Source organism: Massilia sp., assembly GCF_046293535.1.
GTDB lineage: Bacteria > Pseudomonadota > Gammaproteobacteria > Burkholderiales > Burkholderiaceae_D > Telluria.
Genome location: NZ_JBKBOV010000007.1, coordinates 128,268 through 154,992 on the forward strand (window position 1 = coordinate 128,268; position 26,725 = coordinate 154,992).

27 protein-coding genes and 1 pseudogene are annotated in these 26,725 nt (G+C 66.7%); 15 read left to right on the forward strand and 13 right to left on the reverse strand.

Annotated elements, in window-relative coordinates; translation table 11 throughout:
• Positions 1-19 precede the first annotated feature (19 nt).
• The 14 genes from ACK4S9_RS06245 (at position 20) to ACK4S9_RS06310 (ending at position 13,739) form a co-directional block, all read left to right on the forward strand.
• Positions 20-778, forward strand: a complete 759-nt coding sequence (locus ACK4S9_RS06245) for a HesA/MoeB/ThiF family protein (RefSeq protein ID WP_409722965.1) — start codon at positions 20-22, stop codon at positions 776-778.
• A gap of 137 nt (positions 779-915) precedes the next feature.
• A complete protein-coding gene (gspG, locus tag ACK4S9_RS06250; protein WP_409722967.1) occupies positions 916-1,359 on the forward strand; it encodes a type II secretion system major pseudopilin GspG in 444 nt (147 codons plus the stop codon).
• 8 nt (positions 1,360-1,367) lie between these two features.
• Positions 1,368-1,856, forward strand: coding sequence for a GspH/FimT family pseudopilin (locus ACK4S9_RS06255; RefSeq protein ID WP_409722970.1), 489 nt, complete (start codon positions 1,368-1,370; stop codon positions 1,854-1,856).
• Between the two features lie 10 nt (positions 1,857-1,866).
• Positions 1,867-2,241: a type II secretion system minor pseudopilin GspI gene (gene gspI, locus ACK4S9_RS06260; RefSeq protein WP_281911960.1), complete on the forward strand. Its 375-nt coding sequence runs from the start codon at positions 1,867-1,869 to the stop codon at positions 2,239-2,241.
• Positions 2,238-2,864 carry a type II secretion system protein J gene (locus ACK4S9_RS06265; protein ID WP_409722975.1) on the forward strand — a complete coding sequence of 209 codons (627 nt, stop codon included), beginning with the start codon at positions 2,238-2,240 and terminating at the stop codon, positions 2,862-2,864. The genes gspI and ACK4S9_RS06265 overlap by 4 nt, the downstream gene beginning before the upstream one ends.
• Positions 2,864-3,913 carry a type II secretion system minor pseudopilin GspK gene (gene gspK, locus ACK4S9_RS06270; protein WP_409722977.1) on the forward strand — a complete coding sequence of 350 codons (1,050 nt, stop codon included), beginning with the start codon at positions 2,864-2,866 and terminating at the stop codon, positions 3,911-3,913. The genes ACK4S9_RS06265 and gspK overlap by 1 nt, the downstream gene beginning before the upstream one ends.
• 16 nt (positions 3,914-3,929) lie before the next feature.
• Positions 3,930-5,189, forward strand: a complete 1,260-nt coding sequence (gene gspL / locus ACK4S9_RS06275; RefSeq protein WP_409722980.1) for a type II secretion system protein GspL — start codon at positions 3,930-3,932, stop codon at positions 5,187-5,189.
• Positions 5,186-5,728, forward strand: a complete 543-nt coding sequence (gene gspM / locus ACK4S9_RS06280) for a type II secretion system protein GspM (protein ID WP_409722983.1) — start codon at positions 5,186-5,188, stop codon at positions 5,726-5,728. The genes gspL and gspM overlap by 4 nt, the downstream gene beginning before the upstream one ends.
• Positions 5,725-6,498, forward strand: a complete 774-nt coding sequence (gene gspN, locus ACK4S9_RS06285; protein WP_409722985.1) for a type II secretion system protein N — start codon at positions 5,725-5,727, stop codon at positions 6,496-6,498. The genes gspM and gspN overlap by 4 nt, the downstream gene beginning before the upstream one ends.
• Positions 6,498-8,873, forward strand: a complete 2,376-nt coding sequence (gspD, locus tag ACK4S9_RS06290; RefSeq protein WP_409722988.1) for a type II secretion system secretin GspD — start codon at positions 6,498-6,500, stop codon at positions 8,871-8,873. The genes gspN and gspD overlap by 1 nt, the downstream gene beginning before the upstream one ends.
• A 7-nt stretch (positions 8,874-8,880) precedes the next feature.
• The gene (gene gspE / locus ACK4S9_RS06295) at positions 8,881-10,302 is read left to right on the forward strand and encodes a type II secretion system ATPase GspE (protein ID WP_409722991.1); all 1,422 of its coding nucleotides are present in this window, start codon (positions 8,881-8,883) and stop codon (positions 10,300-10,302) included.
• A gap of 9 nt (positions 10,303-10,311) precedes the next feature.
• Positions 10,312-11,532, forward strand: a complete 1,221-nt coding sequence (gspF, locus tag ACK4S9_RS06300) for a type II secretion system inner membrane protein GspF (RefSeq protein WP_409722994.1) — start codon at positions 10,312-10,314, stop codon at positions 11,530-11,532.
• A gap of 21 nt (positions 11,533-11,553) precedes the next feature.
• A complete protein-coding gene (locus tag ACK4S9_RS06305; protein ID WP_409722997.1) occupies positions 11,554-12,300 on the forward strand; it encodes a hypothetical protein in 747 nt (248 codons plus the stop codon).
• 119 nt (positions 12,301-12,419) lie between these two features.
• Positions 12,420-13,739, forward strand: coding sequence for an amidohydrolase family protein (locus tag ACK4S9_RS06310; RefSeq protein WP_409723000.1), 1,320 nt, complete (start codon positions 12,420-12,422; stop codon positions 13,737-13,739).
• A 1-nt stretch (position 13,740) separates the two neighbouring features.
• Here ACK4S9_RS06310 and ACK4S9_RS06315 read toward each other — a convergent pair whose 3' ends face one another.
• From ACK4S9_RS06315 to ACK4S9_RS06375, 13 genes are all read right to left on the reverse strand, one after another.
• Positions 13,741-14,376, reverse strand: coding sequence for an SAM-dependent methyltransferase (locus ACK4S9_RS06315; protein ID WP_409723003.1), 636 nt, complete (start codon positions 14,374-14,376; stop codon positions 13,741-13,743).
• 50 nt (positions 14,377-14,426) lie between these two features.
• The gene (locus tag ACK4S9_RS06320; protein ID WP_409723006.1) at positions 14,427-14,837 is read right to left on the reverse strand and encodes an ASCH domain-containing protein; all 411 of its coding nucleotides are present in this window, start codon (positions 14,835-14,837) and stop codon (positions 14,427-14,429) included.
• Positions 14,834-15,568, reverse strand: a complete 735-nt coding sequence (locus ACK4S9_RS06325; RefSeq protein WP_409723009.1) for a helix-turn-helix domain-containing protein — start codon at positions 15,566-15,568, stop codon at positions 14,834-14,836. The genes ACK4S9_RS06320 and ACK4S9_RS06325 overlap by 4 nt, the downstream gene beginning before the upstream one ends.
• A 324-nt stretch (positions 15,569-15,892) precedes the next feature.
• Complete coding sequence (locus ACK4S9_RS06330) at positions 15,893-16,096, reverse strand: hypothetical protein (protein ID WP_409723012.1); 204 nt, start codon at positions 16,094-16,096, stop codon at positions 15,893-15,895.
• A 23-nt stretch (positions 16,097-16,119) separates the two neighbouring features.
• Positions 16,120-17,457 (reverse strand): ATP-dependent protease ATPase subunit HslU, encoded by a 1,338-nt coding sequence (hslU, locus tag ACK4S9_RS06335; RefSeq protein WP_409723047.1) that lies wholly within the window; start codon positions 17,455-17,457, stop codon positions 16,120-16,122.
• Positions 17,458-17,471: 14 nt separating this feature from the next.
• On the reverse strand, positions 17,472-18,008 hold the full coding sequence (gene hslV / locus ACK4S9_RS06340; RefSeq protein ID WP_409723015.1) for an ATP-dependent protease subunit HslV: 537 nt from the start codon (positions 18,006-18,008) through the stop codon (positions 17,472-17,474).
• 97 nt (positions 18,009-18,105) lie between these two features.
• Positions 18,106-19,389, reverse strand: coding sequence for an STAS domain-containing protein (locus tag ACK4S9_RS06345; RefSeq protein WP_409723018.1), 1,284 nt, complete (start codon positions 19,387-19,389; stop codon positions 18,106-18,108).
• 201 nt (positions 19,390-19,590) lie between these two features.
• Positions 19,591-20,043 (reverse strand): RNA polymerase-binding protein DksA, encoded by a 453-nt coding sequence (gene dksA, locus ACK4S9_RS06350; RefSeq protein WP_227803235.1) that lies wholly within the window; start codon positions 20,041-20,043, stop codon positions 19,591-19,593.
• A gap of 248 nt (positions 20,044-20,291) precedes the next feature.
• On the reverse strand, positions 20,292-21,356 hold the full coding sequence (locus ACK4S9_RS06355) for a CobW family GTP-binding protein (protein WP_409723021.1): 1,065 nt from the start codon (positions 21,354-21,356) through the stop codon (positions 20,292-20,294).
• Between the two features lie 125 nt (positions 21,357-21,481).
• On the reverse strand, positions 21,482-22,417 hold the full coding sequence (gene xerC / locus ACK4S9_RS06360; RefSeq protein ID WP_409723024.1) for a tyrosine recombinase XerC: 936 nt from the start codon (positions 22,415-22,417) through the stop codon (positions 21,482-21,484).
• Between the two features lie 3 nt (positions 22,418-22,420).
• On the reverse strand, positions 22,421-23,086 hold the full coding sequence (locus tag ACK4S9_RS06365; RefSeq protein ID WP_409723027.1) for a DUF484 family protein: 666 nt from the start codon (positions 23,084-23,086) through the stop codon (positions 22,421-22,423).
• 112 nt (positions 23,087-23,198) lie between these two features.
• On the reverse strand, positions 23,199-24,479 hold the full coding sequence (locus tag ACK4S9_RS06370; protein ID WP_409723030.1) for a porin: 1,281 nt from the start codon (positions 24,477-24,479) through the stop codon (positions 23,199-23,201).
• Positions 24,480-24,698: 219 nt separating this feature from the next.
• The gene (locus tag ACK4S9_RS06375) at positions 24,699-25,751 is read right to left on the reverse strand and encodes a porin (RefSeq protein WP_409723032.1); all 1,053 of its coding nucleotides are present in this window, start codon (positions 25,749-25,751) and stop codon (positions 24,699-24,701) included.
• Between the two features lie 473 nt (positions 25,752-26,224).
• Between ACK4S9_RS06375 and ACK4S9_RS06380 the strand changes: the two are divergent.
• Positions 26,225-26,725 (forward strand): annotated as a pseudogene (locus ACK4S9_RS06380) (hypothetical protein); the annotation flags it as partial.

A 26,725-nucleotide genomic window follows, 5' to 3' on the forward strand; every position in this document is an offset into this window, starting at 1 on the left:
TCGCCCACCCCAACGCACGATGAACGACACCCAACTCCTGCGCTACTCCCGCCACATCCTGCTCGACGAGCTCGGCATCGAAGGCCAGCAGCGCCTGCTCGATGCGCACGTCCTGATCGTCGGCGCGGGCGGCCTCGGCTCGCCCGCCGCGCTCTACCTGGCGTCGAGCGGCATCGGCCGCATTACCCTGGTCGACGACGACGAGGTCGACCTGACCAACCTGCAGCGCCAGGTCATGCACACGAGCGAGCGCATCGGCCAGCCCAAGGTCGATTCCGGCCGCGCGGCCCTGCTGGCCATCAACCCCGAGATCGCCGTCGACGCGCTGCGCGAACGCGTGGGCGGCGAGCGCCTGGCGGAACTCGTGCGCGCAGCCACGGTCGTACTCGACTGCAGCGACAACTTCGCCACCCGCCACGCCGTCAATCGTGCCTGCGTCGAGGCCGGCAAGCCCCTGGTTTCCGGCGCCGTGATCCGTTTCGACGGCCAGTTGTCGGTGTTCGACACGCGCCGCCCGGAAGCCCCGTGCTATGCCTGCCTGTTCCCCGAGGATAGCAACTTCGAGGACGTGGCCTGCAGCACCATGGGCGTGTTCGCACCCCTGGTCGGCGTGGTCGGCGCCATGCAGGCCGCCGAGGCCATGAAACTGGTGGCCGGCATCGGCGAGCCGCTGGCCGGCCGCCTGCTGCTGCTCGACGGGCGCGCCATGGAGTGGACCGCGCTGAAGGTGGCGCGCCAGCCGGCCTGCGCGGTGTGCGGCCCGCTCCGTGAAGAATGAGTACAAAAACAAGACTGCTTTAAGACAGAATTAAACTTGCTCTTCGGCTTACAATTTCTCCAGTGCACGCGGTAGCCCCTGCTGGCGTGGTGGCTTATACTGTCAGCCTCCAACCGACATACTTACAAAGAGCATCCATGCACATTGATTCGCAACGCAAGCAGCGCCGCGCACGCGGCTTCACCCTGGTCGAGATCATGGTGGTCGTGGTGATCATCGGCATCCTCGGCGCCCTGGTCGTGCCGAAGCTCCTGGGCCGCACTGGTGAAGCGCGCGTTACCGCCGCCAGGACCGACATCGCGACCATGTCGCAGGCGCTCAAGCTCTACAAGCTGGACAACCAGCGCTACCCGAGCACCGAGCAGGGCCTGCAGGCCCTGGTCACCAAGCCCACCTCGGGCCCGGCCGCGAACGGCTGGAAAGACGGCGGCTACATGGAAAAGCTGCCGAAAGACCCCTGGGGCAATCCTTACCAGTACCTGTCGCCGGGCATCCATGGCGAAGTGGACATCTTCTCGCTGGGCGCCGATGGCCAGCCCGGCGGTACCGGCGAGGATGCCGACGTCGGTTCCTGGGAATAAGGTTCCCCATGCGGGCCCTGGGCGCCCCGCCTCGCCGTCCGGCGAGCGCCGGCTTCACCCTGGTGGAGCTGCTGGTCGTGATGGTCATCATCGGCATCACGCTGGGCCTCGCTTCGCTCAACGCCATTCCCTCGCCACGCCAGAACCTGCAGCAGGAGGCCCAGCGCCTGGCCCTGCTGCTGCAGCTGGCGCGTGACGAAGCCATCGTGCGCAACCGCCAGGTGGCCTTCGAGGCCAATAGCGAGCGCTACCGCTTCGTGGTGCGCAACGACACCGGCTGGGAGCCGGTCACCCGCGACGACCTGCTGCGCGAACGGAGCTTCCGCGGCGCCCCCTTGCAGCTGGTGCTGGAGCCGAGCATGAGCAGCGACCCCGGCACCGTGCGCATCACCTTCGGGCGCGAGCCGGTCGACAAGCCCTTCGTGCTGACCCTTGCCAGCAGCGGCAACGCGGTCGCGATCCGTGCCGACGGCATCGGCCACTTCAGCGTCGAATGAAGGTGGAGCGATGATGCGCGCACGCGGATTCACCCTGCTCGAAGTGCTGGTGGCCCTGGTCATCGTCGGCACCGCGCTGGGCGCCGGCCTGCGCGCGGTCGGCAGCCTGACCGCCAACAGCGATGGCCTGCGCGCCGCCATGATGGCAACCTGGTCGGCCGAGAACCGCCTGGTGCAGATCCGCCTGGGCCGAGAATGGCCCGAGGTCGGCAAGCGCAACTTCCCCTGCCCGCAAGGCGAGCTCAACTTGATTTGCGAAGAGGAAGTCCTGACCAGCCCCAACCCCCAATTGCGCCGGATCGAAGTTTCGGTGTTCGACGCCGAACGTCCGACCCGCCGTATCGTCAAACTGGTTCAGCTCGTGTTGAGGCCCGCGCGGACATGACCCCCGGCACCCCACAACGCCGCCGCGGCTTCACCCTGGTGGAACTGCTGGTGGCGATTAGCATCCTTGCCATCCTGGCCGTGCTCGGCTGGCGTGGCCTGGACGGCATCGTGCGCGCCCGTATCGCCCTGACGCAGGAAATGGAAACCACGCGCGGCATGCAGCTGGCCTTTGCCCAGATGCAGAGCGACTGCGAGCACCTGGCCGGGCGCGAGATCATCGGCCGCCGGCCCAACCTGCTGTGGGAGGCGGGCCGCTTCATGCTGGTGCGCAAGGTCTACAACGAGAACGAAGTCTCCCAGCTGGTGGTGGTGTCCTACCGCCTGGTGGACGGCCAGCTGATCCGGCGAGAATCGCGTGGCACCCGCGACCTGGCCCAGCTCGAGGCGCTGTGGCAGGCGGCCGGCAGCGACGCGCCGTCCGAAGCGTCGACGCCGGTGACCCTGCAAAGCGGCCTGATCGGCATGAACATCCTGGCCTGGCAGGGCAACCAGTGGCGCGTCGACCCGGCCCCGGTCGCCGACGGCGCCCAGGCCGAAGACCCGGACGGCCTGCAGGTCGGCCTGTTCGTGCAGGGACGCGAAGCGCCGATGATCAAGTACTTCCTGCTGGGAGGCACCTGATGCGCCGGCCGCTACGCAGCACGCGCCAGCGCGGCGTCGCGGTCGTCACGGCCCTGCTGCTGACCACGCTGGCCATCTCCATCGTCGCCAGCCTGTTCTGGCAGCAGCAAGTGCAAGTGCGCTCGATGGAAAACCAGCGCCTGCACCTGCAGACCAAGTGGATCCTGCGCGGCGCCCTCGACTGGGCCAGCCTGGTGCTGCGCCAGGACGCCTACACCTCGCAATACACCTCGCTCGACCAGGTCTGGGCCACCCCGCTGGCAGAGACCCGGCTCGACCAGTACATCGAACGCGAACGGGTCGAAGGGGAAAACTTCGACGCGACCCTGTCCGGTAATATTATTGACGCAACGTCGCGCTACAATCTCGCCAACCTGGCAAAGGAGCGCCAGAAGGTGCCGGAACAGGTGGAGATCTTCCGCCGCCTGCTGGACAACCTGCGCCTCGATGCGCGTCTGGCGAACCGGATAGCAGACTTTGTGGCGCAGGGACAGCAAGTAGCGCCAGTGGATCCGCAAGGTACGCCCGGTGGTACGCCAGGCGGAACTCCAGGCGGAACTCCAGGCGAAACGCCCGGTGGAATACCCGGCGGTAACCTGCCGCCGGTCCCGCCAGCGAACGGCGTGCCGATCCCGCTGATGCAGGTGGACGATTTGCTGGCGGTGCAGGGCGTCACCCCGGAAGTGATGGCGAAGCTGCGCCCCTTCGTAATCGTGCTGCCCTACGGAACCGAGGCGACGAAGTTGAATGTGAACACCGTGCCGGCCGAGCTGCTGTCGGCGATCGTGCCGGGGATGTCGCTGTCCCAGGCCAACAGCCTGGTGGCGCGCCGCAAGACGGCGGCCTGGCGCACCCCGGCGGATTTCTCGAGCCAGGCAGCAAACAACCAGCAGTTGGACGATACCTGGGACATCAAGAGCCGCTGGTTTATCGTACAGAGCCGTATTCGGCTCGACCGTGCGGCGCTGAACGCGGAATCGCTGATCGAGCGAACCCCCGTCGTCAGTGTCGGCGGCGGAACCCGAGTGATCTGGACCCGCCAGAACTAGAAGAAAGCGAGACAGTTTGACTACTCTTTATATCCGGCACCCGGCCCGCGCAGAAGGCGAGGGCGCGCTGTGCCGCTTTGCAGTGGTATCCGACGGCGGCGCCATCGCGCAGCAAGGCGAAGGCCCCTTGCGCAACCTGGGCGACGTGGTCGCCGCCAGCCGCCGCGTAGTGCTGCTGCTGGCCGGCGCCGACGTCACCCTGCTGCCGGTCAAGGCCCCGCCGCTCACCGGCGCGCGCCTGCGCGCGGCCCTGCCGGCCCTGGTCGAAGAACATATCCTGGGCGACCCGCTCGATTGCGTGCTGGTGGCCGGCCCCCCCTTGCCGGACGGCCGCCGCCCGGTCGGCGTGGTCCAGCGCGAATGGTTCGAGCCGCTGGTGAAGGCCCTGCTCGGCATGGGCGCACGGGCGGTCGCCGCCGTGCCGGCGCAGCTGTGCCTGCCCCTGCAGCCGGGCAGCGTCAGCGCCGCCATCGGCAACAACGAATTGCTGCTGCGCCACGGCCAGTACGACGGCCTGGGCCTGGCCCTGGACGGCAACCCGACCCTCGCCCTGCAGACCGCACGCGCGCTGGCGGGCGATGCGCCCCTGGTCCTGTACGTCCCGCACGAGCAGCTCGGCGAATACCAGGCCCTGCTGGCAGAGGCCGGTCCCGGCATCACGCTGGAAAGCGAAGCTTGGGAGCACTGGATCGCAGGCAGCAAGAGCAGCACCATGGACCTGGTGCCGGGCCTCGGCACCGCCGGCGTCGCCCAGCGCGACTGGAGCCGCTGGCGCTGGCCGCTCCGCCTCGCGCTGGCCGCGATCGTGGTCAACATCATCGGCGTCAACATCGAATGGCTGCGCCTGAAGCGCGAAGCCGACGCGATACGCCAGGGCATGGCCCAGACTTTCCGCAGCGCGTACCCGGCCCAGCCGGTCATCGATCCGGTGGCCCAGATGCGCCAGAACATCGCACGCGCCAAGGCCGCCAGCGGTCAGGTCAGCCCGGACGAGTTCGGCTGGATCGCCGGCCAGCTCGGCGAGGCGGTACGCGGCCTCGGACGTCCGCCCACGGTGGCGTCAATGGAGTTCCGCGAACGCGCGCTCACCGTGCGCGTCAAACCTGACACCGTCGACCCCGCCACCACGGTCCAGCTGCGTTCCATCCTGGAAGCACGCAACATGAGCCTGGAAGAAAGCGGGCCGGCCACCTGGGTCATCCGCAGCACGGGTGCCGCAGGGGGGGCTGCCGCAGGGCAGGCCGCGCAGGTCGCCACCACGGGAGCAGCACAATGAATGCAGCAGGAAACATCGGCGCGCAGTTCGGCGCAAAATTTGGCGCCTTGCGAGAGCGCGCGCTCACCTGGTGGCTGGGCCGCACCGACCAGGAGCGCAAGTTCCTGACGGTCGGCGGCGTCGTGGTGGGGGTGTCGCTGGTCTATGCGCTGTTGCTGGCGCCGGCCATCGAAGGGCGCGACAGCTTGAAACGCTCGCTGCCCGCGCTGCGCCAGCAGGCGGCCCAGCTGCAGACCATGGCCGCCGAAGCCCAGGCCCTGGCCGCCAGTCCGGCGCCATCGGTAGCGCCCATGAGTTCGGAAGCGCTGAATGCCAGCATGGCCCAGCGCGGCCTCAAGGCCGCCTCGCTCACCATGACCGGCGAATACGCCAAGGTCCAGTTCAATGGCGTGTCCTTCGCCAACCTGGTGTCCTGGCTCGACGCGCAGCGCCGCGAGAACCGCGTGCAGGTGCAGGACGCCACCTTCACCGCCGCGGGTGCGGTGGGGCAGGTCGACGCTACGCTCACGCTGCGCCAGGCCAGCGCGCCGGCCCAATGAAGCGCCTGCTGTTGTGGGGGCTGGCCAGCGTGCTGGCCGTGCTCGTCACCGTGCTGGCCTTCCTGCCCGCTTCCTGGCTGGGGCCGATGGTGGAACAGCAGACCGGAGGCCGTTTGACTCTGGGGGATGCGCAGGGTACGCTTTGGAACGGCTCAGCCTTCGTGGGCGGGGCGCCGGGCGAGGGTGGGGCGGTGACGCCGCTGCTGCCGGGCCGCTTCGCATGGCGTTTGTCGCCGATGGTGCTGCTGGGGCAAGTCCATGTGGAATTGGAAAATCCGCAAGCGCTGGCAGGCCCGGTGCGCATCGACGGCAGCTGGTCGCAGTGGCAGGTGAGCAGCGGCGAACTGCTGCTGCCGGCCGAGGGCCTGGCCGGGCTGGGCGCGCCGCTCAACACGCTGGCGCCCTCCGGCACCATCCGGCTGGTCTGGAATACGCTCGACCTGCTGCGCCAGCCCAATACGGTGGCGGTACAGGGCCGTACGGTATTGACCATGAGCGACATGGGTTCGCGCATGTCGCCGATCCGGCCGCTGGGCAGCTATGAAATGGCATTCGACTGGCGCGGCAGCCAGGCCGACCTGAACCTGCGCACCGTACGCGGTGCGCTCGTACTGACGGGCTCGGGTATGCTGCAAAATGGCCGCCTGCGCTTTTCCGGCCAGGCGTTTGCCGCCGACGGATACGAACAGACGCTGGGTAATATGCTCAACCTGCTGGGCCAGCGCCGCATGGTGAACGGCAAAAACATAATCGCACTCGAGTTCAGATAATGACCAACAACATTCGCACCACCTTTGCTCGACCCCACCTCCGCCTGCCTATCGTGCCGAGTATGCGCCGCGTCGCGGCCGGCGCCATGCTGTGCTGCTTCGCAGCGACCACGGCGGGGACCTTCCTCCCGGCAGCGGCCCAGGCCCAGGAAAGTGCGAACGCCGCGGCGCTGAGCTTCGTCAACGCCGACATCGAATCGGTCATCAAGGCGATCGGCCACTACACCGGCATGACCTTCATCATCGATCCGCGCGTCAAGGGCACGATCACCCTGGTGTCGGAAAAGTCGCTGACCAAGAGCCAGGCCTTCGCCTTGCTCACCTCGACCCTGCGCCTGCAGGGCTACGCCGTGGTCACCAGCGGCGACGGCTATGCCAAGGTGGTGCCGGAAGCCGAAGCCAAGGCCCAGTCCTCGCCGACCCAGGTCGGCGGCGTGCGCGCCAGCAAGGCAACCGGCGACCAGATCGCCACCCAGGTGTTTTATCTCTCCTACGAGTCGGCGGCCAACCTCACCGCCGTGCTGCGCCCCCTGATCTCGCCGAACAATTCCATCATGGCGAACCCGGGCAACAACACCCTGGTCATCACCGACTACGCCGACAACCTGCGCCGCCTGGCCAAGATCATCGCCGCGCTCGACGCGCCGGTGGCGGCCGACCTCGACGTGATCCCGATCCGCAACGCGATCGCCAGCGACATCGCCGCCCTGGTCACTCGCCTGATGGAACCGAGCGCCGGCGGCGACTCGGGGCGGGTCACCGTGCTGGCCGACCCGCGCACCAACTCGGTCGTGATCCGCGCGCCTTCGCAGGCGCGCGCCAACCTGGCCAAGTCGCTGATCGCGCGCCTCGACCAGCAAACCTCGACGCAAGGCAATATTCACGTCGTCTACCTGAAGAATGCCGACGCCAGCCGCGTGGCGCAAACCCTGCGCGCCGTGGTGTCGCAGGACGCGTCCGCGGTGCCGGTGCAGCAACAGGGCACCTCGGGCGGCTCGATCCAGGCGGGCTCGGCTGGCATGGGCGGGAGCGGCGGCCAGGGCGGACTCGGCAGCCAGCAGGGCCAGCAGGGCAGCCTGGCCACGGCCGGCACCGGCGGCACTTATGGCCAGCAGAGCCAGCTCACCGCGGGCGGCGCCGGCGGCGGCCAGGGTTCCGGCTTCATCCAGGCCGACGCCTCGACCAACAGCCTGATCATCACTGCGCCGGACGCGGTGTACCGCAACCTGCGCAGCGTCATCGACCAGCTCGACGTGCGCCGCGCCCAGGTCTACATCGAGGCGCTGGTGGTCGAAGTGACCTCCAACAAGGCCTCGGAGTTCGGCGTGCAGTGGATCGGCGCCTCGGGCGACAACGACAGCAAGTACCGCGTCGGCGGCGTCCAGTCCTTCACCGGCGGCGCCCAGGGCAGCAACATCGTCAACCTGGCCGCGGCCGCGCGCACCGGCCTGTCCGGCACCTCGGTGCCGAGCATCCCGGGCGGCCTGACCTTCGGCCTGTTCCGCCAGGTGGGCGGCGAGCTGGGCCTGGGCGCGGTGGCGCGCGCCCTTGAAAACGATGGCAATGCCAATATCTTGTCCACACCGAACATGATCACCCTGGACAACGAACTGGCGACGATCAAGGTCGGCCAGAACGTCCCGATCATCACCGGCTCGTATACGACCACGGCTGCGACCGGCGGCGGCAATCCGTTCCAGACCGTCGACCGCCGCGACGTGGGCCTGCTGCTCAAGGTGCGACCCCAGATTTCGGAAGGGGGTACGATCAAGATGGCGATCCTCCACGAAAATTCGAGCGTCGACCCGGCCACCCGCAACGCGCCGCAGGGCTTGACCACCAACCAGCGCGCGATCGAAAGCAATGTGCTGGCCGACGACGGCCAGATCATCGTGCTCGGCGGCCTGATCGAGGACACCGAGGGCGATGGCGAAGAGAAAGTACGCGGCCTGGGTGACATTCCGGTGCTGGGCAACCTGTTCAAGTACCGCAACCGCACCCGGGTCAAGACCAACCTGATGGTGTTCCTGCGTCCCGTGGTGGTGCGCAGCAAGGAAGCCTCGCATTCGCTGGCCATGGACCGCTACGAATACATGCGCGCCGTCGGCGCCTCGGGCCAGGCCAGCCAGGAAGACACGATCCTGATGCGCAACCTCGGCGCGCCGCAACTGCCGCCGCTGACGGGTGGCCAGCCGCCCGTCGGCGGCACCATGGCCACCGCGCCGGTACAGACGGCGCCCGTCGCCGGCAGCGCCCCGGGCGCGGCCAGCGGCCAACCGCTGCCGCCAGGCCAGCAGCGCCAACAGAATCAGCAGAATCAGCAGGCCGCGCCGCAGTCCCAGTTTCGTCCGGTGACGCCATCGAACCAGAATTAAGCCGACCATGAACAATTTGTTGCCTTTCGCCTTCGCCCGTGACCACGGCGTGCTGGCGCGCGGCGGGGACGAACCGGGCCAGGCCGTCGAGGTGCTGGTATCCAGTGCCACGGCGCCCAGCGCGATCGCGGAAGTCTCGCGCCGTTTCGGCCGCATTACCCTGCGCCGCCTCGAACGCGGCGAGCTCGACGACGCCATCGCCAAGGCCTATGCCGGCGCCGGCGGCGATGCCTCGCAGGTGGTCGACGAGTTCGACGCCGATCTCGACCTGACCCGCCTGCTGCAGGACGTGCCCGCCATCGAAGACCTGCTGGAATCCTCGGACGATGCCCCGGTGATCCGCATGATCAACGCGCTCCTGACACAATCGCTGCGCGAAGGCGCGTCCGACATCCACATCGAGCCCTTCGAGCAGACCTCGGTCGTGCGCTTCCGCGTCGACGGCGCGCTGCGCGACATCGTGCGCCCGAAAAAGGCGATCCACGCCTCGCTGATCTCGCGTATCAAGATCATGTCGCAGCTCGACATCGCCGAAAAGCGCCTGCCGCAGGACGGCCGCATCACCCTGCGCATCGGCGGCAAGCCGGTCGACGTGCGCGTCTCGACCCTGCCGACCGGCCACGGCGAGCGCGCGGTGCTGCGTCTGCTGGACAAGGAAGCCGGCAGGCTGGACCTGAGCCACTTGGGCATGAGCCCGGACATGCTGCCCCAGTTCGACCGCCTGATCAACCAGCCGCACGGCATCGTGCTGGTCACCGGCCCGACCGGTTCGGGCAAGACGACCACGCTGTACGCGGCGCTGTCGCGCCTGAACGCGTCCACCACCAACATCATGACGGTGGAAGACCCGATCGAATACGACCTCAACGGCGTCGGCCAGACCCAGGTCAATGCCAGAATCGACATGAGCTTCGCCAAGGCCCTGCGCGCCATCCTGCGCCAGGACCCGGACGTGATCATGATCGGCGAGATCCGCGACCTGGAAACGGCGCAGATCGCGGTGCAGGCCTCGCTCACCGGCCACCTGGTGCTGGCGACCCTGCACACCAATGACGCGGCTTCGGCCGTGACCCGTCTGCTGGACATGGGCATCGAGCCCTTCCTGTTATCGTCCTCCCTGCTGGGCGTGATGGCGCAGCGCCTGGTGCGTAAACTCTGCGTGCACTGCAAGGTCAGCGACGCGTCCGGCTGGCACGCGGTGGGTTGCGAGCGCTGCGGCCACACCGGCTACCACGGCCGGGTCGGCGTCTACGAACTGCTGGAAACCACCGAAGAGATCCGCGCCCAGATCCACAACCAGGCCTCCGAAGCCGAGATCCGCGTCGCCGCCCAGAAGTCGGGCATGCGGCTGATGCGCGAGGACGGCGAGCGCTGGTTGCAGGACGGCACCACCACGCGCGCCGAGCTGGTGCGCGTGACCAAGGACTAAGGGAAGCCTATGCCGGCATTTCGCTACGAAGCCGTCGACGCCGGCGGCGCGACCAGGAAGGGCGTGGTCAACGCCGACAGTCCGCGCTCGGCGCGCGCCGACCTGCGCACCCAGGGACTCACGCCGCTCTCCGTCGAGCAGATCGCGGCCCAGGTCGACGACGCCGGCGTGGCGCGCTCGCGCGGCTTCGGCGAGCGCCTGTCGCAGGTCGAGCTGGCGCTGTTCACGCGCCAGCTGGCCAGCCTGCTGGAAGCGGGCCTGCCGCTCGAGCAGGCCTTCACCGCGCTGCTGGAGCAGGCCGAGCGCCCCTACGTGCGCGACCTGATCGCCTCGATCCGCTCCGAAGTCATCGGCGGCGTGGCCTTCTCCAGCGCGCTGTCGCGCCACCCGCGCGACTTCGCCGAGATCTACCGCGCCCTGGTGTCCTCGGGCGAGCAGATCGGCCAGCTCTCGCGCGTGCTGTCGCGCCTGGCCGACTACATCGAGCGCCGCAACGCGCTGGTGCAGAAGGTGCGCCTGGCGTTTACCTACCCGGCCATCGTCACCGTGGTGGCCTTCGCCATCGTCATCTTCCTGCTCACCTACGTGGTGCCGCAGATCGTCTCGGTGTTCGCCAATACCAAGCAGAAGCTGCCTTTCCTCACCGTGATGATGCTGGCGATTTCCGACTTCGTACGGGCCTACGGCATCTACGTCGGCATCCTGCTGATCGGCGCCTTCTGGCTGTGGCGGCGCGCGCTGCGCAACCCCGACCTCAAGCGGCGCTGGCATACATGGCTGCTGAATGCGCCGATCTATGGAAAATTCGAGCGCAGCCTGAACACGGCGCGCTTCGCCAGCACGCTGGCGATCACCACCGGTTCCGGCGTGCCGATCCTGCGCGCGCTCGAGACCAGCCGCGACACCCTGTCGAACGTCGCCATGCGCGAACTGGTCGAACAGGCCACCGGCAGCGTGCGTGAAGGCGTGAGCCTGGCGCGCGCCCTGTCGGCGCAGAAGCATTTCCCGCCGATGCTGGTGCACATGATCCGCGCCGGCGAGATCACCGGCGAGCTGCCCAGCATGCTCGAGCGCGCCGCCAATTCGCAGCAGGCCGACCTCGAGCGCCGCACGCTGACCATCGCCGGCCTGCTGGAGCCGGTGCTGATCCTGGCCATGGGCCTGGTGGTGCTCCTGATCGTGCTGGCGGTCCTGATGCCGATCATCGAAATCAACCAGCTGGTGCGCTGACATAAGAACAAGAAGGAAACCATGAACAAGCGTCTGCCTCTCCTCTTCACCCTGCTCGCCCTGGTCCTGCTGGTCGCCTCGATCGCCTACTGGTTCCTGCAGCTGTACAAGCCCGAGCAGCGTCCGCTGGCGCCGGCGCCGGCCATGGCCCAGGCCGAGCCGAACCCGGAAGCGGCGGCCTACCTGTTCGGCGGCCAGCCGACCGCGGTGGCGATTTCCAACTACCAGCTCACCGGCGTCGTCTCCGCCGGCCCCAACAGCGCCGTGATCCTGGTGGCCGAGGGTTCGCCGCCCAAGGCGGTGCGGATCGGGCGCGAGATCGTGCCGGGCGTGACGGTGGCCGAGGTGCATCCGAAATACGTGATGCTGTCCGAAGGCGGCGTGATGAAACGCGTCGACCTGGCGCTCGACACGGGCGCCTCCAGCCAGCCGGGCATGGCGCCGCCGGTACCGCAGCCGATGGCCGCGGCGCCGGCGCCGGGTGTCGAGCCGCAGACTTCGCCGGGCGTCGTCACCGCGCCGGCCGGCATGCAGCCGGTAACGCCGGGCGGCGGGGCCTCCGTCACCACCCCGGAGCCCGCGATGCCGGGGCAGGATGCGCCGCCACCGCCCGATCCGACCATGGCCCAGCCGCAGCAAGGGCAGCAAGAACAGCAGGGGCAGGAAGGGCAGCAGGGACAGAACCCGCCGCCGCCGAACCAGGTGCAGATGCCGCCCCCGACCCGCGCGGTAAACAGCCCGGTAGGTGAGCCGAACCCAACCCAGTAAGCCCGAACGCCGCAGCGATGCGGCGTTTTTTTTTGGCCATCCGGCCCCCTGGCTGGACGGGCAGGGCATATCCCGGTGTAAGCTTGCATCTTGTTAATTCATCATGCCGGAGCTAGCCCTTGAAACGTCCGAATGTCCTGCGCGTCAAACCCCTGGTCTCGCGCATCGTCCTGTCCTGCCTGGCTGCCCTGAGCTGGTCCGCTGCACAGGCCGCCGAGGTCACCATCACCGCCGACCGCCTGCTGGACGTGCGCACCGGCCGCATGGTCCAGAACCCCGAGATACTGGTGCGCGACGGCCGCGTCGTCAGCGTCAAGCCCGGGTCCGCCATGCCGGCCGCGGCGCCATCGGGTGACACCGGCACCAGGATCGCCCTGCCCGGAATGACCCTGGTGCCGGGCCTGATCGACATGCACGTCCACCTCGATTCCGACCCTACCTACGGCGGCTACAGCTACCTCGAATACAACGACCGCTTCTGGTCGGCGCTGGCCGTCGCCCATGCGTCGAAAACCCTGGATGCGGGCTTCACCACCGTGCGCAACGTCGGCGCCTCGGACTGGAACGACGTCGGCCTGGGCCAGGCCATCGCCGCCGGCAAGGTGCGCGGGCCGCGCATCATTCCCGCGGGGTGGTCCTTCGGCGCCACCGGCGGCCACTGCGACAGCACTTACTTCCCGCCTTCGATGGAAGAGCAGAACCCGTACAACGCCGACGGCCCGGAGGAAGTGCGCAAGTCGGTGCGCGCGCTGCGCAAATACGGCGCCCAGGTGATCAAGGTGTGCGCCACCGGCGGCGTGTTCTCGCGCAATACCGAGCCGGGCCAGCAGCAGATGAACTATGGCGAGCTGCGCGCCGCGGTCGAAGAAGCCGCCCAGTGGGGCCTGAAGGTGGCGGCCCATGCGCACGGCGCGGCCGGTATCAAGGACGCGATCCGGGCCGGCATTACGACCATCGAGCACGCCAGCCTGATCGACGACGAAGGCATCCTGCTCGCGAAGAAGCACGGCGCCTGGCTGTCGATGGACATCTACAATGGCGACTACACCGCCGCTGAAGGCAAGAAGAACGGCGTGCTGGAAGACAACCTGCGCAAGGACCGCGAAGTGACCGAGATCCAGCGCCAGAATTTCAGGAAGGCGCACGCGGCCGGCGTGAAAATGGTCTACGGCACCGACGCCGGCGTGCATCCGCACGGCGGCAACGGCAAGCAGTTCGCGGTCATGGTCAGGTACGGCATGACGCCGCTGCAGGCCATCCAGGCGGCCACCATCAATTCCGCCGAGGCGCTGGGCAGCAAGGATGTCGGCATCGTCGAGGCCGGCCGCTGGGCCGACATGGTGGCGGTGCGGGGCGACCCGCTGGAGAACGTGCAGTTGCTGGAAGCCCCGGCGGTGGTGATCCAGGGCGGAACGGTGGTCAAACGCAACGTGCCCTGAATCAGCGCGGGTAGGTGAAGCCGGTACGAATGTCCATCGGCAGCAGCCGGCCACCTTCGCGCACCATGAGCCGCTGGGGCGGTTCGTCACCGGAGAGCACGCGCCGTGTGACGGGTAGTCCTTCGCCCTTGCGCACCAGTTCGTCGCTGCGCTCGTACGCATTCGGGCAGCCGGTGGCCTTGATGAGCGCCTGCACGACCGGCACCTTCCACAGGTCGACCCCGGCGGCATTGAACTGGCAGACCAGGTAGCCCGTGGCGCCGCCATAGCTGTGCACCAGCAGGCCGGGCAAGCCGGTCTGATCACCGTCGATGAGCTGGACTAGCGCCTCTGGATCGGCGTCACGCAACACGTCGGCGCGAGCCAGCACGGCAGCCTGTACGCGCCGCTTGATCATGGCGTGGTCGACCGGCTCGTCCTCGCGCAGGGTCCAGACCCGGGCGGCGATCTGGGACTTGGCGTTGTAGGCCGCGCGCGCCAGGAACTGGCGCGACGAGGACTGCACGATGGCGGTAGCGCCCGCCTTGTTGCGCTCCGCCGGCTTGCCCTCGACCTTGTCGATGGCTGAGAGATAAATCCAGGGGTCGCCGGCAAGGATGGCTTTTTCCTTGCCCTGCTTGATGGTAATGGTGAGCATGCGCGGCTTTCGTTTTCAGGATGCGCATGATACAGCAGCGGTGACGCCGCTCAGGCTTCGATCACCTCGACCAGTTCGAAATGCAGGGTGACGAATTCGAAGTCGTCGTGCAATTGGTACTGGGGCAGGCAGCGGATGTGCACTTCCTGGAATTCGCGGGCGCTGGCGAAGGTTTCGCCACGCCAGACTTCTTCGGGAATGTCGCCGAAACGGATGAGCTGCACCTTGGTCGCGCGGATCAGGCAGCGCAGGCGCTGCTTCAGGTCGTAGACTTCGATCAGGTCGCCCGCTGCGTAACTGCCGTCGCCGTATTCGCCGTAGGGCTTGTAGTAGTCCTCGACCGTGTCGGCCGTGACCGTCTTGCGGCCAGCCATCACGGCGCGCGGCAGGCTGTCGTCGTTCTCATCGGCGCCCCAGAAGGTCAGGCGCTTGCGCCTGCCGGTGTCCGGCGCCGCCGTCATGCGCGCCTCAACGCGGTGAAGGCGGCGAACTCCCAGGACCGGAAGCCCAGCAGCAGCGTGTAGCCGTCGCGCTCCTGCAGTGGCAGGCGGCGATCGTTGCGGTGCAGGCGCGCCAGTTCCCCGGCCAGTTGCTCGATCTTCTGCGCCAGTTCCTGGGCGCTGGCGCTCGACAGGCGCGCAGGCAGACACATCAGCGCTTCGCCGGGACGGTCGAACCTGCCGGCAAAATAGTCCTCCACCACGTGCTCGCGGAAGAAACGCTGGACCGGGCCGTCCGGCAGCCAGCGGAAGGCGTTCGAGACGCGCAGGCTGTAGCGGTTCAGGGGTTTCAGCTCGATCAGTCCGAGCCGGTCGAGTTCGGCCAGCAGGGTGATGCACTCCGGCTCGGTCAGGCGATAGGTCTCGGTGACCTGTCCCAGCGACCAGTGTCCGAGGCAGCAGATCGCCATCAGCAGCAGGCGCGGGTTGGCGACCAGCGAGGTTTCCTGGGGCAGGGTGAGGAAGTCGGCCTGGGGGCGTGCGTCGGCGGCGCGGCGCAGCACGTCTTCCAGCGCGATGCCGGTCACCTGGCAGATCTGGGCCAGGCGCGACAGGGCCATGTCCTTCTGGCCGAACATGCGCTTGACGCTCGACTCGCTCACACCGATGCGCCCGGCCAGGTCTTTGTAGGTGATGTTGGCGGTGCGCAGTTCGGCGCGCAGCACGTCGAGGACCAGTTCCGGTGAACTCATGGTTTTAAATGGTCAAAATGTAATGTCGACTGAATGTACCTGTGAACGCTGAGTTGAGCAAGACGTAGGGTGGTGCGGCTCCACCCTGCAATGAGATGATCTTGCACGATGGCGCCGCCCACGCGTTCAACAACAGCAAGAACAGACGCACGGGCAGCCCAAGCAGTGTTTGAACGCGCGGGCGGCATTCGCAGCGGCGGCATGCAGAGTGCAAAGTGGAGCCGCGCCACCCTACAACAGCGTTTCGCACAGGCGTAAAAAAAGGCGGACACGCTTGCGCGGCCCGCCAAGGGGAAAGTCTGTCGAAAGGAAGAAGCGGCTCAGTTACTCATCGTCGTCCGCGACCAGCCTGGCCTTCTTCAGCATGCGCTTGGCCTCTTGCCGCTCGCTCGAGAGCGGTTTGGCATGGGGCCCGGCGGACCTGGCCTTGGCCAGCGCCGCGATCGGGTTGCGCGGCTTGCCGAAGTTCTGGGACGGCTCCACCCGCAGCCGCATTTTTTGCCGCGTCGCCAGTGCCTTGTTCGCCATCGCCAGTCCTCCTTCTCAAGAAATTACAACACGTACCTCGACAGGTCTTCGTTCACCGACAGCGCATCCAGTCGTGCATTGACGTAGGCCGCGTCGATGGTGACCGTCTGGTCCTTTTCCAGGCCGGCCGTGAACGAGACTTCCTCGAGCAGCTTTTCCATCACCGTGTACAGGCGGCGCGCGCCGATGTTCTCGGTGCGCTCGTTGACCGAGAATGCGATCTCGGCCAGGCGATGGATGCCGTCGTCGGTAAACACGACCTGCACGCCTTCGGTGGCCAGCAGCGCTTCGTACTGCTTGGTCAGGCTGGCGTCGGTCGAGGTCAGGATGCTCTTGAAGTCTTCGATCGAGAGCGACTCCAGTTCGACGCGGATCGGGAAGCGGCCCTGCAGTTCCGGGATCAGGTCGGACGGCTTGGACAGGTGGAAGGCGCCCGAGGCGATGAACAGGATGTGGTCGGTCTTGATCATGCCGTACTTGGTGTTCACCGTCGTGCCTTCGACCAGCGGCAGCAGGTCGCGCTGCACGCCGGCGCGCGAGACGTCGGCGCCGCCGTGTTCGGAACGGGTGGCGATCTTGTCGATCTCGTCCAGGAACACGATGCCGTTCTGCTCGACGTTGGCGATCGCCTTCTGCTTCAGCTCGTCCTCGTTGACCAGCTTGGCGGCTTCCTCGTCGACCAGCAGCTTCATCGCTTCCTTGATCTTCATCTTGCGCGGCTTCTTGCGTGCGTTACCGACGCCAGCGAACATCGACTTGATCTGCTCGGTCATTTCTTCCATGCCCGGCGGCGCCATGATTTCCATCTGCGGCATGGCGTCGGCCACGTCGATCTCGATCTCGCGGTCGTCGAGCGAGCCTTCGCGCAGGCGCTTGCGGAAGGTCTGGCGGGTGGCGTCGCCTTCCTTGCTGTCGCCGCCATTGCTGACGTTGAAGCCGAAATCGCGCGCCGGCGGCACCAGGATGTCGATGACGCGGTCTTCGGCCGCATCCTCGGCGCGCTGGCGCACCTTCTTCTGTTCGCTGGCGCGGGTCTGCTTCACGCCGATATCGATCAGGTCGCGGATGATGGTGTCGACGTCGCGGCCGACGTAGCCGACTTCGGTGAACTTGGTCGCTTCGATCTTGATGAAGGGCGCATCGGCCAGCTTGGCCAGGCGGCGCGCGATCTCGGTCTTGCCGACGCCGGTCGGGCCGATCATCAGGATGTTCTTCGGGGTGATCTCGTGGCGCAGCGGCTCGGCGACCTGCTGGCGGCGCCAGCGGTTGCGCAGCGCGATCGCGACCGCGCGCTTGGCCTTGCCCTGGCCGACCACGTGCTTGTCCAGTTCCGAGACGATCTCGGGCGGGGTCATGTTCATGATGGGGGACTGGTTCATTCCAGGGTCTCGATGATGTGGTTCAGGTTGGTGTAGATGCACAACTCGCCCGCGATGGTGAGCGATTTCTTCACGATCTCTTCGGGCGACATCTCGGTGTTCTCGTACAGGGCCTTGGCCGCCGAGTGGGCGTACACGCCGCCCGAGCCGATCGCGCCCAGGCCGTCTTCCGGTTCCAGCACGTCGCCGTTGCCGGTGATGATCAGGGTCGATTCGCGATCGGCAACCAGCAGCATGGCCTCGAGCTTGCTCAGCATGCGGTCGGTGCGCCAGTCCTTGGCCAGTTCGACCGAAGCGCGCAGCAGGTTGCCCTGGTGCTTTTCCAGCTTGGCTTCGAAGCGGTCGAGGAGGGTAAAGGCATCGGCGGTGGCGCCGGCGAATCCGCACAGGACCTTGCCCTGGTACAGCTTGCGCACCTTGCGCGCCGAGCCCTTCATGACGACGTTGCCCAGCGTGACCTGGCCATCGCCGCCCAGCGCGACCTGGCTGCCGCGCCTCACACTGACGATGGTGGTGCCGTGAAATTGTTCCATTTTTAGCCTCGTGGTTGTCTAGCCACCCGCAGATGGGGTGGGTGCATTGAATTGCAAGACAAGCGCGGCCAAAAACTGTCGCGCAGGAAAAACAGCGTCAATACCGGTGCGGGTAAAGACGGATGCCACTGTCGTCGTGCGTATAGCCGAGCAGGCGCAGCAGGGCCGCCACCAGGTGGTTCAGGTCGCGCAGCTCGACCCGCCGTTGCTGCTGCGTGTGCGCGCGTAGCCGGCCCTGCAGCGCGGTGGCGCAGGCATAGTCCATGCGCGCCAGGCGCGAGCAATCCAGCACCAGGATGTCGCGGCCTTCGGCGTAGGCGTCGATCGCGTCGAGCAGCGCCGCGCAGTCTCCCAGCGCCAGCGGCGGCAGCAGGAAGCGGTCGCCCGCCACCGGGGCCGGCGCCGCGGTCGATACATGTTCCGGCGTCTCGAACGAGGGCGGCGACACCTCGAAGGTGACGCAGTAATCCATCGCCGATTCCTCGAAATCCTTTTCGCGCTTGGACAGCAGGAGCAGTTCGAGCAGCAGCAGCCAGGGCGCTTCGCCGGGGGTGCGGTCACCGACTGCGAGCATGGGGCGCAGGGTCGCCAGCAGGGCGTCGGCGCCGGCCAGCACCAGTTCGCGTCCCTCCTTGCGCAGCGTTTGCAGCGCCTTCAGGAGCAGGGAGCAGCCTTCGGCATCGGCGCTGCGCACCCCGCCGAGGTCCACGCGCACCAGCGGCGCCTGCGCGGCGAGCAGGCGTTGCAGGCGCGGGGCGATGCCGCCGTCGAGGACCGGGCCGACGCTTTCGCTGGCGGCCACGCCGGTGAGCTGGGGCAGGTCCTGCGCAGGCGGCGGCGGCTGCCAGGCCGGCGGCGACGTCTCGAAATGGCTGGCGTAGTCGATGGCGATGCTCTCGAAGCGGCTTTCCTGGCCGGTGGCCTGGTAGAGGTCGAACAGCATCCACCAGGGCAGGCGTTCGCGCCGGCCGAAGTCCGCCAGGCTGTCGCGCAGCAGGCTCTCGGCCGCGGCGGACTGGCCGTTGGCGTAGAGGATGGCGCCTTCCTCGACGGCCGGCGCGGTGGCGGGCAGGGCTGCGGCGTCGGGCAGGTCTTCCGGCGCGGGAGGGGGCTCAGGGAGCGCGGCGGCGGCGGCGGGGCGGCGCGCCATGCTGCCCCAGGCCGGTTCGTCGTCGAAGATGGCGGAGCTCATTTCGAGTTCGATCTCGTCGATCTTGGCGGCGGTGGCGCGGGCGATGGCGCGCTGGCGTTCGCGTTCGGCTTCCGTGTCCAGGCGCGAGGGCTCGCCGGCGCGCAGGCGCGTGTCCACGGCGAGGAAGGAATCGGATGCGTCCTCGACTGGCGTGTCGCTCTTTTTCTTCAGGAAGGAGAACAGCCCCATGGTCCCCGATGGATAATTGAACAAGTCCCGGCACGGACATGACGGTAGCACGGCTGCGAGCGGCATGTGCTGCGCACACGCGCACCACCGCTAGTGTATCCCATAGGAAATGAAACGTATGCACGACGCATCGTGCGGCGCACAAAAACAAAAAAGCATGCGCCTTGCGGTGCATGCTTTTTCGGTGGAGGTGGACGGGGATCAGTCGCCGTACAGTTTCTGCTTCAGTTCGCGGCGCTGCTGGGCTTCCAGCGACAGGGTCGCGGTAGGACGGGCGATCAGGCGCGCGACGCCGATCGGCTCGCCAGTTTCATCGCACCAGCCGTATTCGCCGTTCTCGATGGCCTGCAGCGATTGCTGCACCTTCTTGAGCAGCTTGCGTTCGCGGTCGCGGGTGCGCAGTTCCAGCGCATGTTCTTCTTCGATGGTCGCGCGATCGGCCGGGTCCGGTACCAACACGGTTTCGCGCAGGTGTTCCGTGGTCTCGCCGGCATTTTTCAGCAGCTCTTTCTCGAGCTCCTGCAGACGGTTGCGGAAGAACGCGAGCTGTGCCGGGTTCATGTAGTCGTCGTCGCTCATCGCCCGAATTTCTTCTTCCGTCAGAAGGCGTTCTTCGAGCTGCGCGGCGGTATTCGGTTTCGTTGTTTTAGTCATGATGCCTTCGATACGACAGAGGTTTTCATTTTAGCAGCAAACTTGGCATTGACATCTTTGCAACAGATGTGTGCGGCGCTTGCTGCCCCGGACGGCAATCGCCGTCCTTCACTGCCTGTCCCGGCCCGGCATGCTGCTGGCTTGGGACGATGTCCGGATGCGCCGGCGCGCTAGCGCCGGTGCCCGGCCTGCCAACTCTCACGGCAGGTCGTCAGCGGGTCCGGACCTGCCCGCAAAACTGATGTAGTTTATACCAAACACTGTTCAAGTCCGCTGATAAATACGTCTTTTGGTAAATTTTTACCAATAAACACCATTTTACTGCCACGGGTTTCGCCTTCGCTCCACTTTGCGCCCAGGTCGCTGCCCATGATTTGATGCACGCCTTGGAATACGACCTTGCGGTCGGCGCCCGCCATCGACAGCACGCCCTTGTAGCGCAACATCTGTGGTCCGAAGACCTGCACCATGCTGCCAAGGAACTGGTCCAGGCGTTCCGGGTCGAAGGCGCGCTCGCTCTTGAAGACGAAAGCGGCGATGTCGTCCGTGTGGTGGCTATGGTGATGATCGTGGTGATTGCAGGCTTCGCCATGGGCGTGGTCGTGACCGCAGTGTTCGCCATGCTCGTGATCATGCTCGTGAGCGTGGTCTTCTTCGGCGCGCAGGAAGTCCGGGTCCAGCTCGAGCTTGTCGTTCAGGTTGAAGCCGCGCAGGTCGAGCACCTCGGAAATCGGCGCGCGGCCGAAGTCGCTCGTCGAGATCGGGGCGCGCGGATTGATGCGGTGCAGGCGCGCCTTCAAGGCCTCGACGGCGGCGGCGTCGACCAGGTCTGTCTTGGAGAGCAGGATCTTGTCGGCAAAGCCGACCTGGCGCTGGGCTTCCTCATGGCGGTCCAGCTGGTCCATCGCATGGCGCGCATCGACCACGGTCACCACGGCGTCGAGCATATAGTTAGCGCCCACTTCTTCGTCGACGAAGAAGGTCTGCGCCACCGGGCCCGGGTTGGCCAGGCCGGTGGTCTCGATCACCACGCGGTCGAAAGCGATCTCGCCGGCGGCGCGCTTCTGCGCCAGGCTGGTGAGCGCCACGATCAGGTCGCCACGCACGGTGCAGCAGATGCAGCCGTTGTTCATTTCGACGATCTGTTCGCCGGTGTCGCGCACCAGGATCTCGTTGTCGATGTTTTCCTGGCCGAATTCATTCTCGATGACCGCGATCTTCAGACCATGCTCCTCATGCAGGATGCGGTTGAGGAGGGTGGTCTTGCCTGCGCCGAGAAAGCCGGTGAGGATCGTGCTTGGGATTGGTTCCATGTTCGCTTTGCTGTCGCTTGGGTCCGCATCAAGGCGGAATAATCGGGGGATTATGCCGGATTTCGTGCGAGATCACCATCAATCAACCGTGCAGCGTCTTGACGCAACTCAACCTATTGAGCGGTTTACTTTGCCTTGGCCCGTGGATGGGCCTTGTCGTAGACCGCAGCCAGGTGCTGGAAGTCGAGCGCCGTATAGATCTGGGTCGAGGTGATGCTGGCGTGCCCGAGCAATTCCTGCACCGCGCGCAGGTCGCCCGAGGATTGCAGCACGTGCGACGCGAAGGAGTGGCGCAGCACGTGCGGGTGGACGTGCACCGGCGTGCCCGCGCGCAGCGCGTGCGCCTTCAGGCGGGTCTGCACCACGCGCGGCGTGATGCGGCTGCCGCGGTTCGACAGGAACAGCGCGGCGCTGCCGTCGCGGGGCGCGGGACGCACGGCCAGCCAGGCCGAGAGCGCAGAGCGCGCCGGCGCGCCGACAGGCACGCGCCGCATCTTGCCGCCCTTGCCGGTGACGACCACTTCGCCGGCCTGCAGGTCCAGCCAGCCGAGCGAGGCGGGCATGCCCTTGCCGGCTTCGGTATAGACCGTGTCCAGGCCGGCCAGCTCCGATACCCGCAGTCCGCTCGAATACAGCAGTTCGAACATGGCGCGGTCGCACAGTTCGGCCGGCTCGGCATGGCCCTTGGCATTGGCTTCCATCAGCTGCACCGCATCGTCGACCGACAGGGCCTTGGGCAGGTTTTTCGGACGGCGTGGCGCGCGCACGCCCTCGACCGGGTTGGCCGCCAGGGTGATCTGGCGCGACAGCCAGTCGTAGAAGCCGCGCCAGCCGGACAGCTTGCGCGCGATTGAACGCGCCGACTGGCCGCCGGCATGCAGCTTGGCCGCGAAGCGGCGGATGTCGTGGTGGGTCAGCCGCGGCCAGTCTTCATGGCCTGCCAGGGAGACGAGCTCCGCCAGGTCACGCCGATAGGCCGCCACCGTGTGCGGCGACAGCTGGCGCTGGGTGGCGAGCTCGCCCAGGTAGCGGGCCGGCCAGTCCGTCGCCGCCGTCTTCATGACTCAAGCGCGCAGTGGGGCCAGCGCGGTGCTGGCGGTGGTGGCGATATGGACCAGGAAGTCGGTCGCCATGGTCGCGGTGAAGCGGTCGTCGTTCGGGGCGCCCAGCACCAGCAGGCCGAAGGTCTTGCCGCCGGCGACCAGCGGCATCAGCACGGTCGAGCGGACCGCGGCCGGGTCGTCGAGCCAGCGCACCGCTTCGAAGTCGTTGTTCAGGCCGCAGTAAGGCGCGCGCAGGCTGGCCGCGAACAATTTAGCGTCGTCCGACACGCCATCGGTGAACCAGGTGTCGGCATAGTCCGGCTTCAGGTTCCACAAACGCAGCGTCACCTGCGGCACCATGAATTCGGTGCGCAGCGCGTCGACCAGGTCGCGCGGCATGGCGGCGCCGCCACTCGATTTAAGCAGGGCCTGGTTCCAGGCGTGGAAGCGGTTGGCGATGGCGTGGTTTTCCTCGGCGCGGCGGGTCAGCTCGGACAGGCGCAGTTCGAGGACGCGGTACTTGTCGCGCATGACCTCCATCTGGCGCTCCTGCAGCGACACGGCGCGGCCGGTCAGCGGGCTCGACAGCTTCACTTCGCCCAGCAGGCCAGCGTGCTCCTCGAAGAATTGCGGGTGGTCGATGAGGTATTGGGCGACGGTCTTGGCGTCGATCGTATCGGTGGTCATGAAAGCTCGAGGTGAAAGATATCCGTCCGCCATTTTACCTGACGGGCAATAAGCAACGGACATAAAAAAAGACGCCCTGGCTGGCAGGGCGTCTTTGGGGAGCGGCAGTGCTTTAGAAGCGGTGGCGGATGCCGATTTGCAGCGCGCGGCCGTCTGCGCCCGGGGTCTCGGTGAAGCCGCCCGGGTTGCCCGAGGTGCCCGGCGAGTACTGTGCCAGGCCCTTGTTCTTGATGAAGGCCGCGACCGTGTACACGTCGGTGCGCTTCGACAGGAAGTGGTCGTAGCCGATCGCGTACAGGTTGGCATCGCTGTTGGTGGCGGTGCGGTCGTTCTGGTGCGCGTACTGGGCCATGATGCGGCCGCTGCCGATCTTGTAGTGCGCGCCCACCTGGTAGCTGTTGGCGTCCTGCTGGGTGTTGTTGCGCAGCGCGTTCACGAAGATGGTGCGCAGCTGGCCCTGGACGGCTGCCGGGATGCCCTGCTGGGTCAGCACCGGGGTCACGCCCTGGTCCCAGCCGGCGGTGTAGTCGGCCATCAGCACCGAGTTGGTGTTGCGCTGGCTGTGGAAGCCGGCGAACAGTTTCCAGGTCTCGTTCAGCTGGTAGGAGCCGCCCACGGTGGTGGTGCGCAGGCTCGGACGGTTCTGCTGGTCGTAGCCGTGGTTGTAGCCGATGCCGACGTCGAAGCCGTTGGCGGTGTAGGTGATGGCGCCGGCGCGGAACTTGTTGTAGCGGCCCAGGTAGCCCGAACCCTTCGGACCGTACATCAGCGAACCGCCGATGCCGTTCGGCAGGGCGATGCGGTACTGGATGGCTTCCTGCGAGCGGATGTCGGCGCCCAGCGCGGTGAAGCCCGCGGTGCCGCCGGTCACGTGGCCCCAGGTGCCGCCGGTGCCCGATTCGAAGGTGTCGGCCTTGTTGAAGACTTCATAGCCCGGGGTGTACATGCGGCCCAGCAGGACGGCGCCGACCGGGGTGATCAGGCCGACCATCGCGGTACGGTCGAACAGGGCGCGTTCCTGGTTGACGGCAGGGCCGCCCGGCGGCTGGATCAGGGATTGCAGGCGACCCAGGATGGCCGGCGGGATGCCGTTCATGCCGCGCAGCAGGTAGGTGCCCGGATTGTCGTTCATCAGGGTCGGCTGCTGGGTGCCGGTGTCGAGCTCGACGCGTGCTTCGAGATTGAAGATGGCCTTGTAGCCGTTGCCGAGATCTTCGGTGCCTTTGAAACCGATACGCGAACCGTCGGCGCCGCCGCTATAGATCTTGGTCGGCCCGCCTTTTTGCCACATCACGCCGGCGTCGGCGATACCGTAGATCTGCACGCTGGTCTGCGCGAAGGCCGGGATTGCGAAACAGGTGCCGAGCAGCGCGGCCAGAATACTTTTCTTCATTGGGTCTCCATTAATTTTGCGAACGAGCGTTTTGTTACGCGCCTTGCCAATATGCCATTGCTTCAGTGCACTGTACAGGCTCCGCATGCAGGAGCGTGCGGCGTCATGGCAGACGTTGCTTAAAAACTACAAAAAACAGGCTAAAAAAAGGCGGGCATGGTTGCCCATGTCCGCCCGGTGAAAACGCAGGCCCGGTCTGGGCCGCGCTCCGGATACGGCTTAGAACGAGTGATTCACGCCCACGTCGTAGTGGTTGACGGTCGACTGCAGGGCATTGATGCCCTTCTTGCGCGACGCATCGACGTACAGGTAGGTACGCTTGGACAGACTGTATTCATAGCCCAGCGACAGTTGCTTGACCTTCTGCAGGCCGTCGACGTCCTTCTGGCCATAACCGGCCAGGAACTTGCCCGGGCCCATGGTGTAGTTCGCGCCCAGCACCCAGGCCTTGGTATTGGCGTTGGCGAAGCGGTTGTGCTCCTGGTCCTGCTTCGAGTACAGGCCCATCAGCTTCAGTTCCGGGGTGGCTGCGAACGAGGCGCCGATCGACCAGACCTTCGATTCGATGGCATTGCGCTCGTAGCCGGCCATGAAGGCGGCCGGACCGTTGTTGTAGGTGCCGGTGATCGAGAACGGGTTGGCCGATGCTTCCGCGCCCGCCGGGTACTGCGGGGCTGCCGGGGTGCCACGGCCGATGACGGCCGGGCCGCCGCCGCCTTCCTTGGTGGCGATGGCGGCGTTCAGCTGGAAGCCGCTGGTGACCGGCGAGTTGTACCAGACCGCGTTCGAGAAGCGGTTGTTCGAATAGCCCTGCACGTCCAGCGGCTGCGAGCTGTAGCCTGCGACGGCCAGGTCGGTCCAGAAGCCTGCCGGGCTCGGCGAAGCGTGGAAGGGTTCGAAGGCGCCCACGGTCTCGTGGAACGGGGTCAGGCCGCGGCCGATGCGGACCATGCCGAAGTCGCCCTGCAGGCCGACGCGGCTCTGGCCCTGGAACAGCGGACGCTGGGTGCCGTTGCTGCCGATTTCATTGGTGCCGGTGTCCGGCTCGTAACGCATTTCCAGTTGGAACAGTGCCTTGAGGCCGTTGCCCAGTTCTTCAGTGCCCTTGAAACCGAGGGTGTTCGAGGCGCGCTTGCCGATGTTGAGGCTCTCGCCGCTGCGCTTGATGACGCCGGCGTCGATGGTGCCGTAGATCTGGACCGAGGTTTGTGCTTGCACGGTGCCGGCAGCGAATGCGCCAAGCAGTGCGGTGGCCAGGAGGGAGTGTTTCATGGTGTTTCCTTTTTCTGTGTGAATCTCAGCTATCCCGGCATGGAGGCGTGAAAAACCGCATGCCCGGATAACTGCACCTTAAATGCTTGAGTCGTCAAGATTGTCGGTTTTGTCAATTATGAAGGGCGGGGTTGGTCGAAAGCCAATAAATCCAATCGTGCTGTTGTATTTTTGAAACGTGCTGCATCAAGATGTAACAAATTGCCTCAAGGAAAGCAGCAAACTCGTCTGGCGGGTAGTTTGCGCCGCCTCAAGGAAGCCGGGAATTCGAGCGGAGCGACAGCAATGACGCCGTAGACTCTGCGTCAAACCGAGGTGCGCGACGACGGCAGGTCGGGGAATCCTTGTATATTGGCAATTTTTTTAATGCGGTCCGTAGCGCTGGCGCCGCCTCTTCTTGCCACCGTCCGAGCGTGATTCCCGCTCCAGTCCGCCTAAGCGCGCTGGCCGATCCCCTACCAAGACAAGCAACGATGGCGAACCGCGAAGAACTGGCGATCATCCGCAATGCACGTGCCGGGCAGGCCGCTGCCCAGCTCGAGCTGGGCAAGCTCTACCTGTTCGGCAGCGCCGGCCTGCCGCAGAGCCTGCCGACGGCGCTGCACTGGCTCGAGCGCGCCGCGCGGCAGGAATGCAGGCAGGCCTGGCAATTGATCGGCAACCATATCCCGCTCGCGCTGGCCCAGGCCAGCGCCCAGACCCTCGCACCCTGGTACGAGCGCGCCTATGACGACGGCAGCGTGCATGCGGGGCTCGTGTTTGCGCAGCTGGTGCTGGGCGACGGCAGCGCCTCCGGCGCCGCTCCTGCCGACACACCGGGATTGGCCAAGGCCCTGCGTGCGCTCGACGATGCCGCCCGCGCCGGCTTTCCCGATGCGCAATGGCTGCTGGCGCGCCGGCGCGATGCCGCACCGGCGCGGCTGGCCGGCGGCGCGGCCGCTGCCGCAACCGCGCCGGTGGCGGCCCAGGCCTGG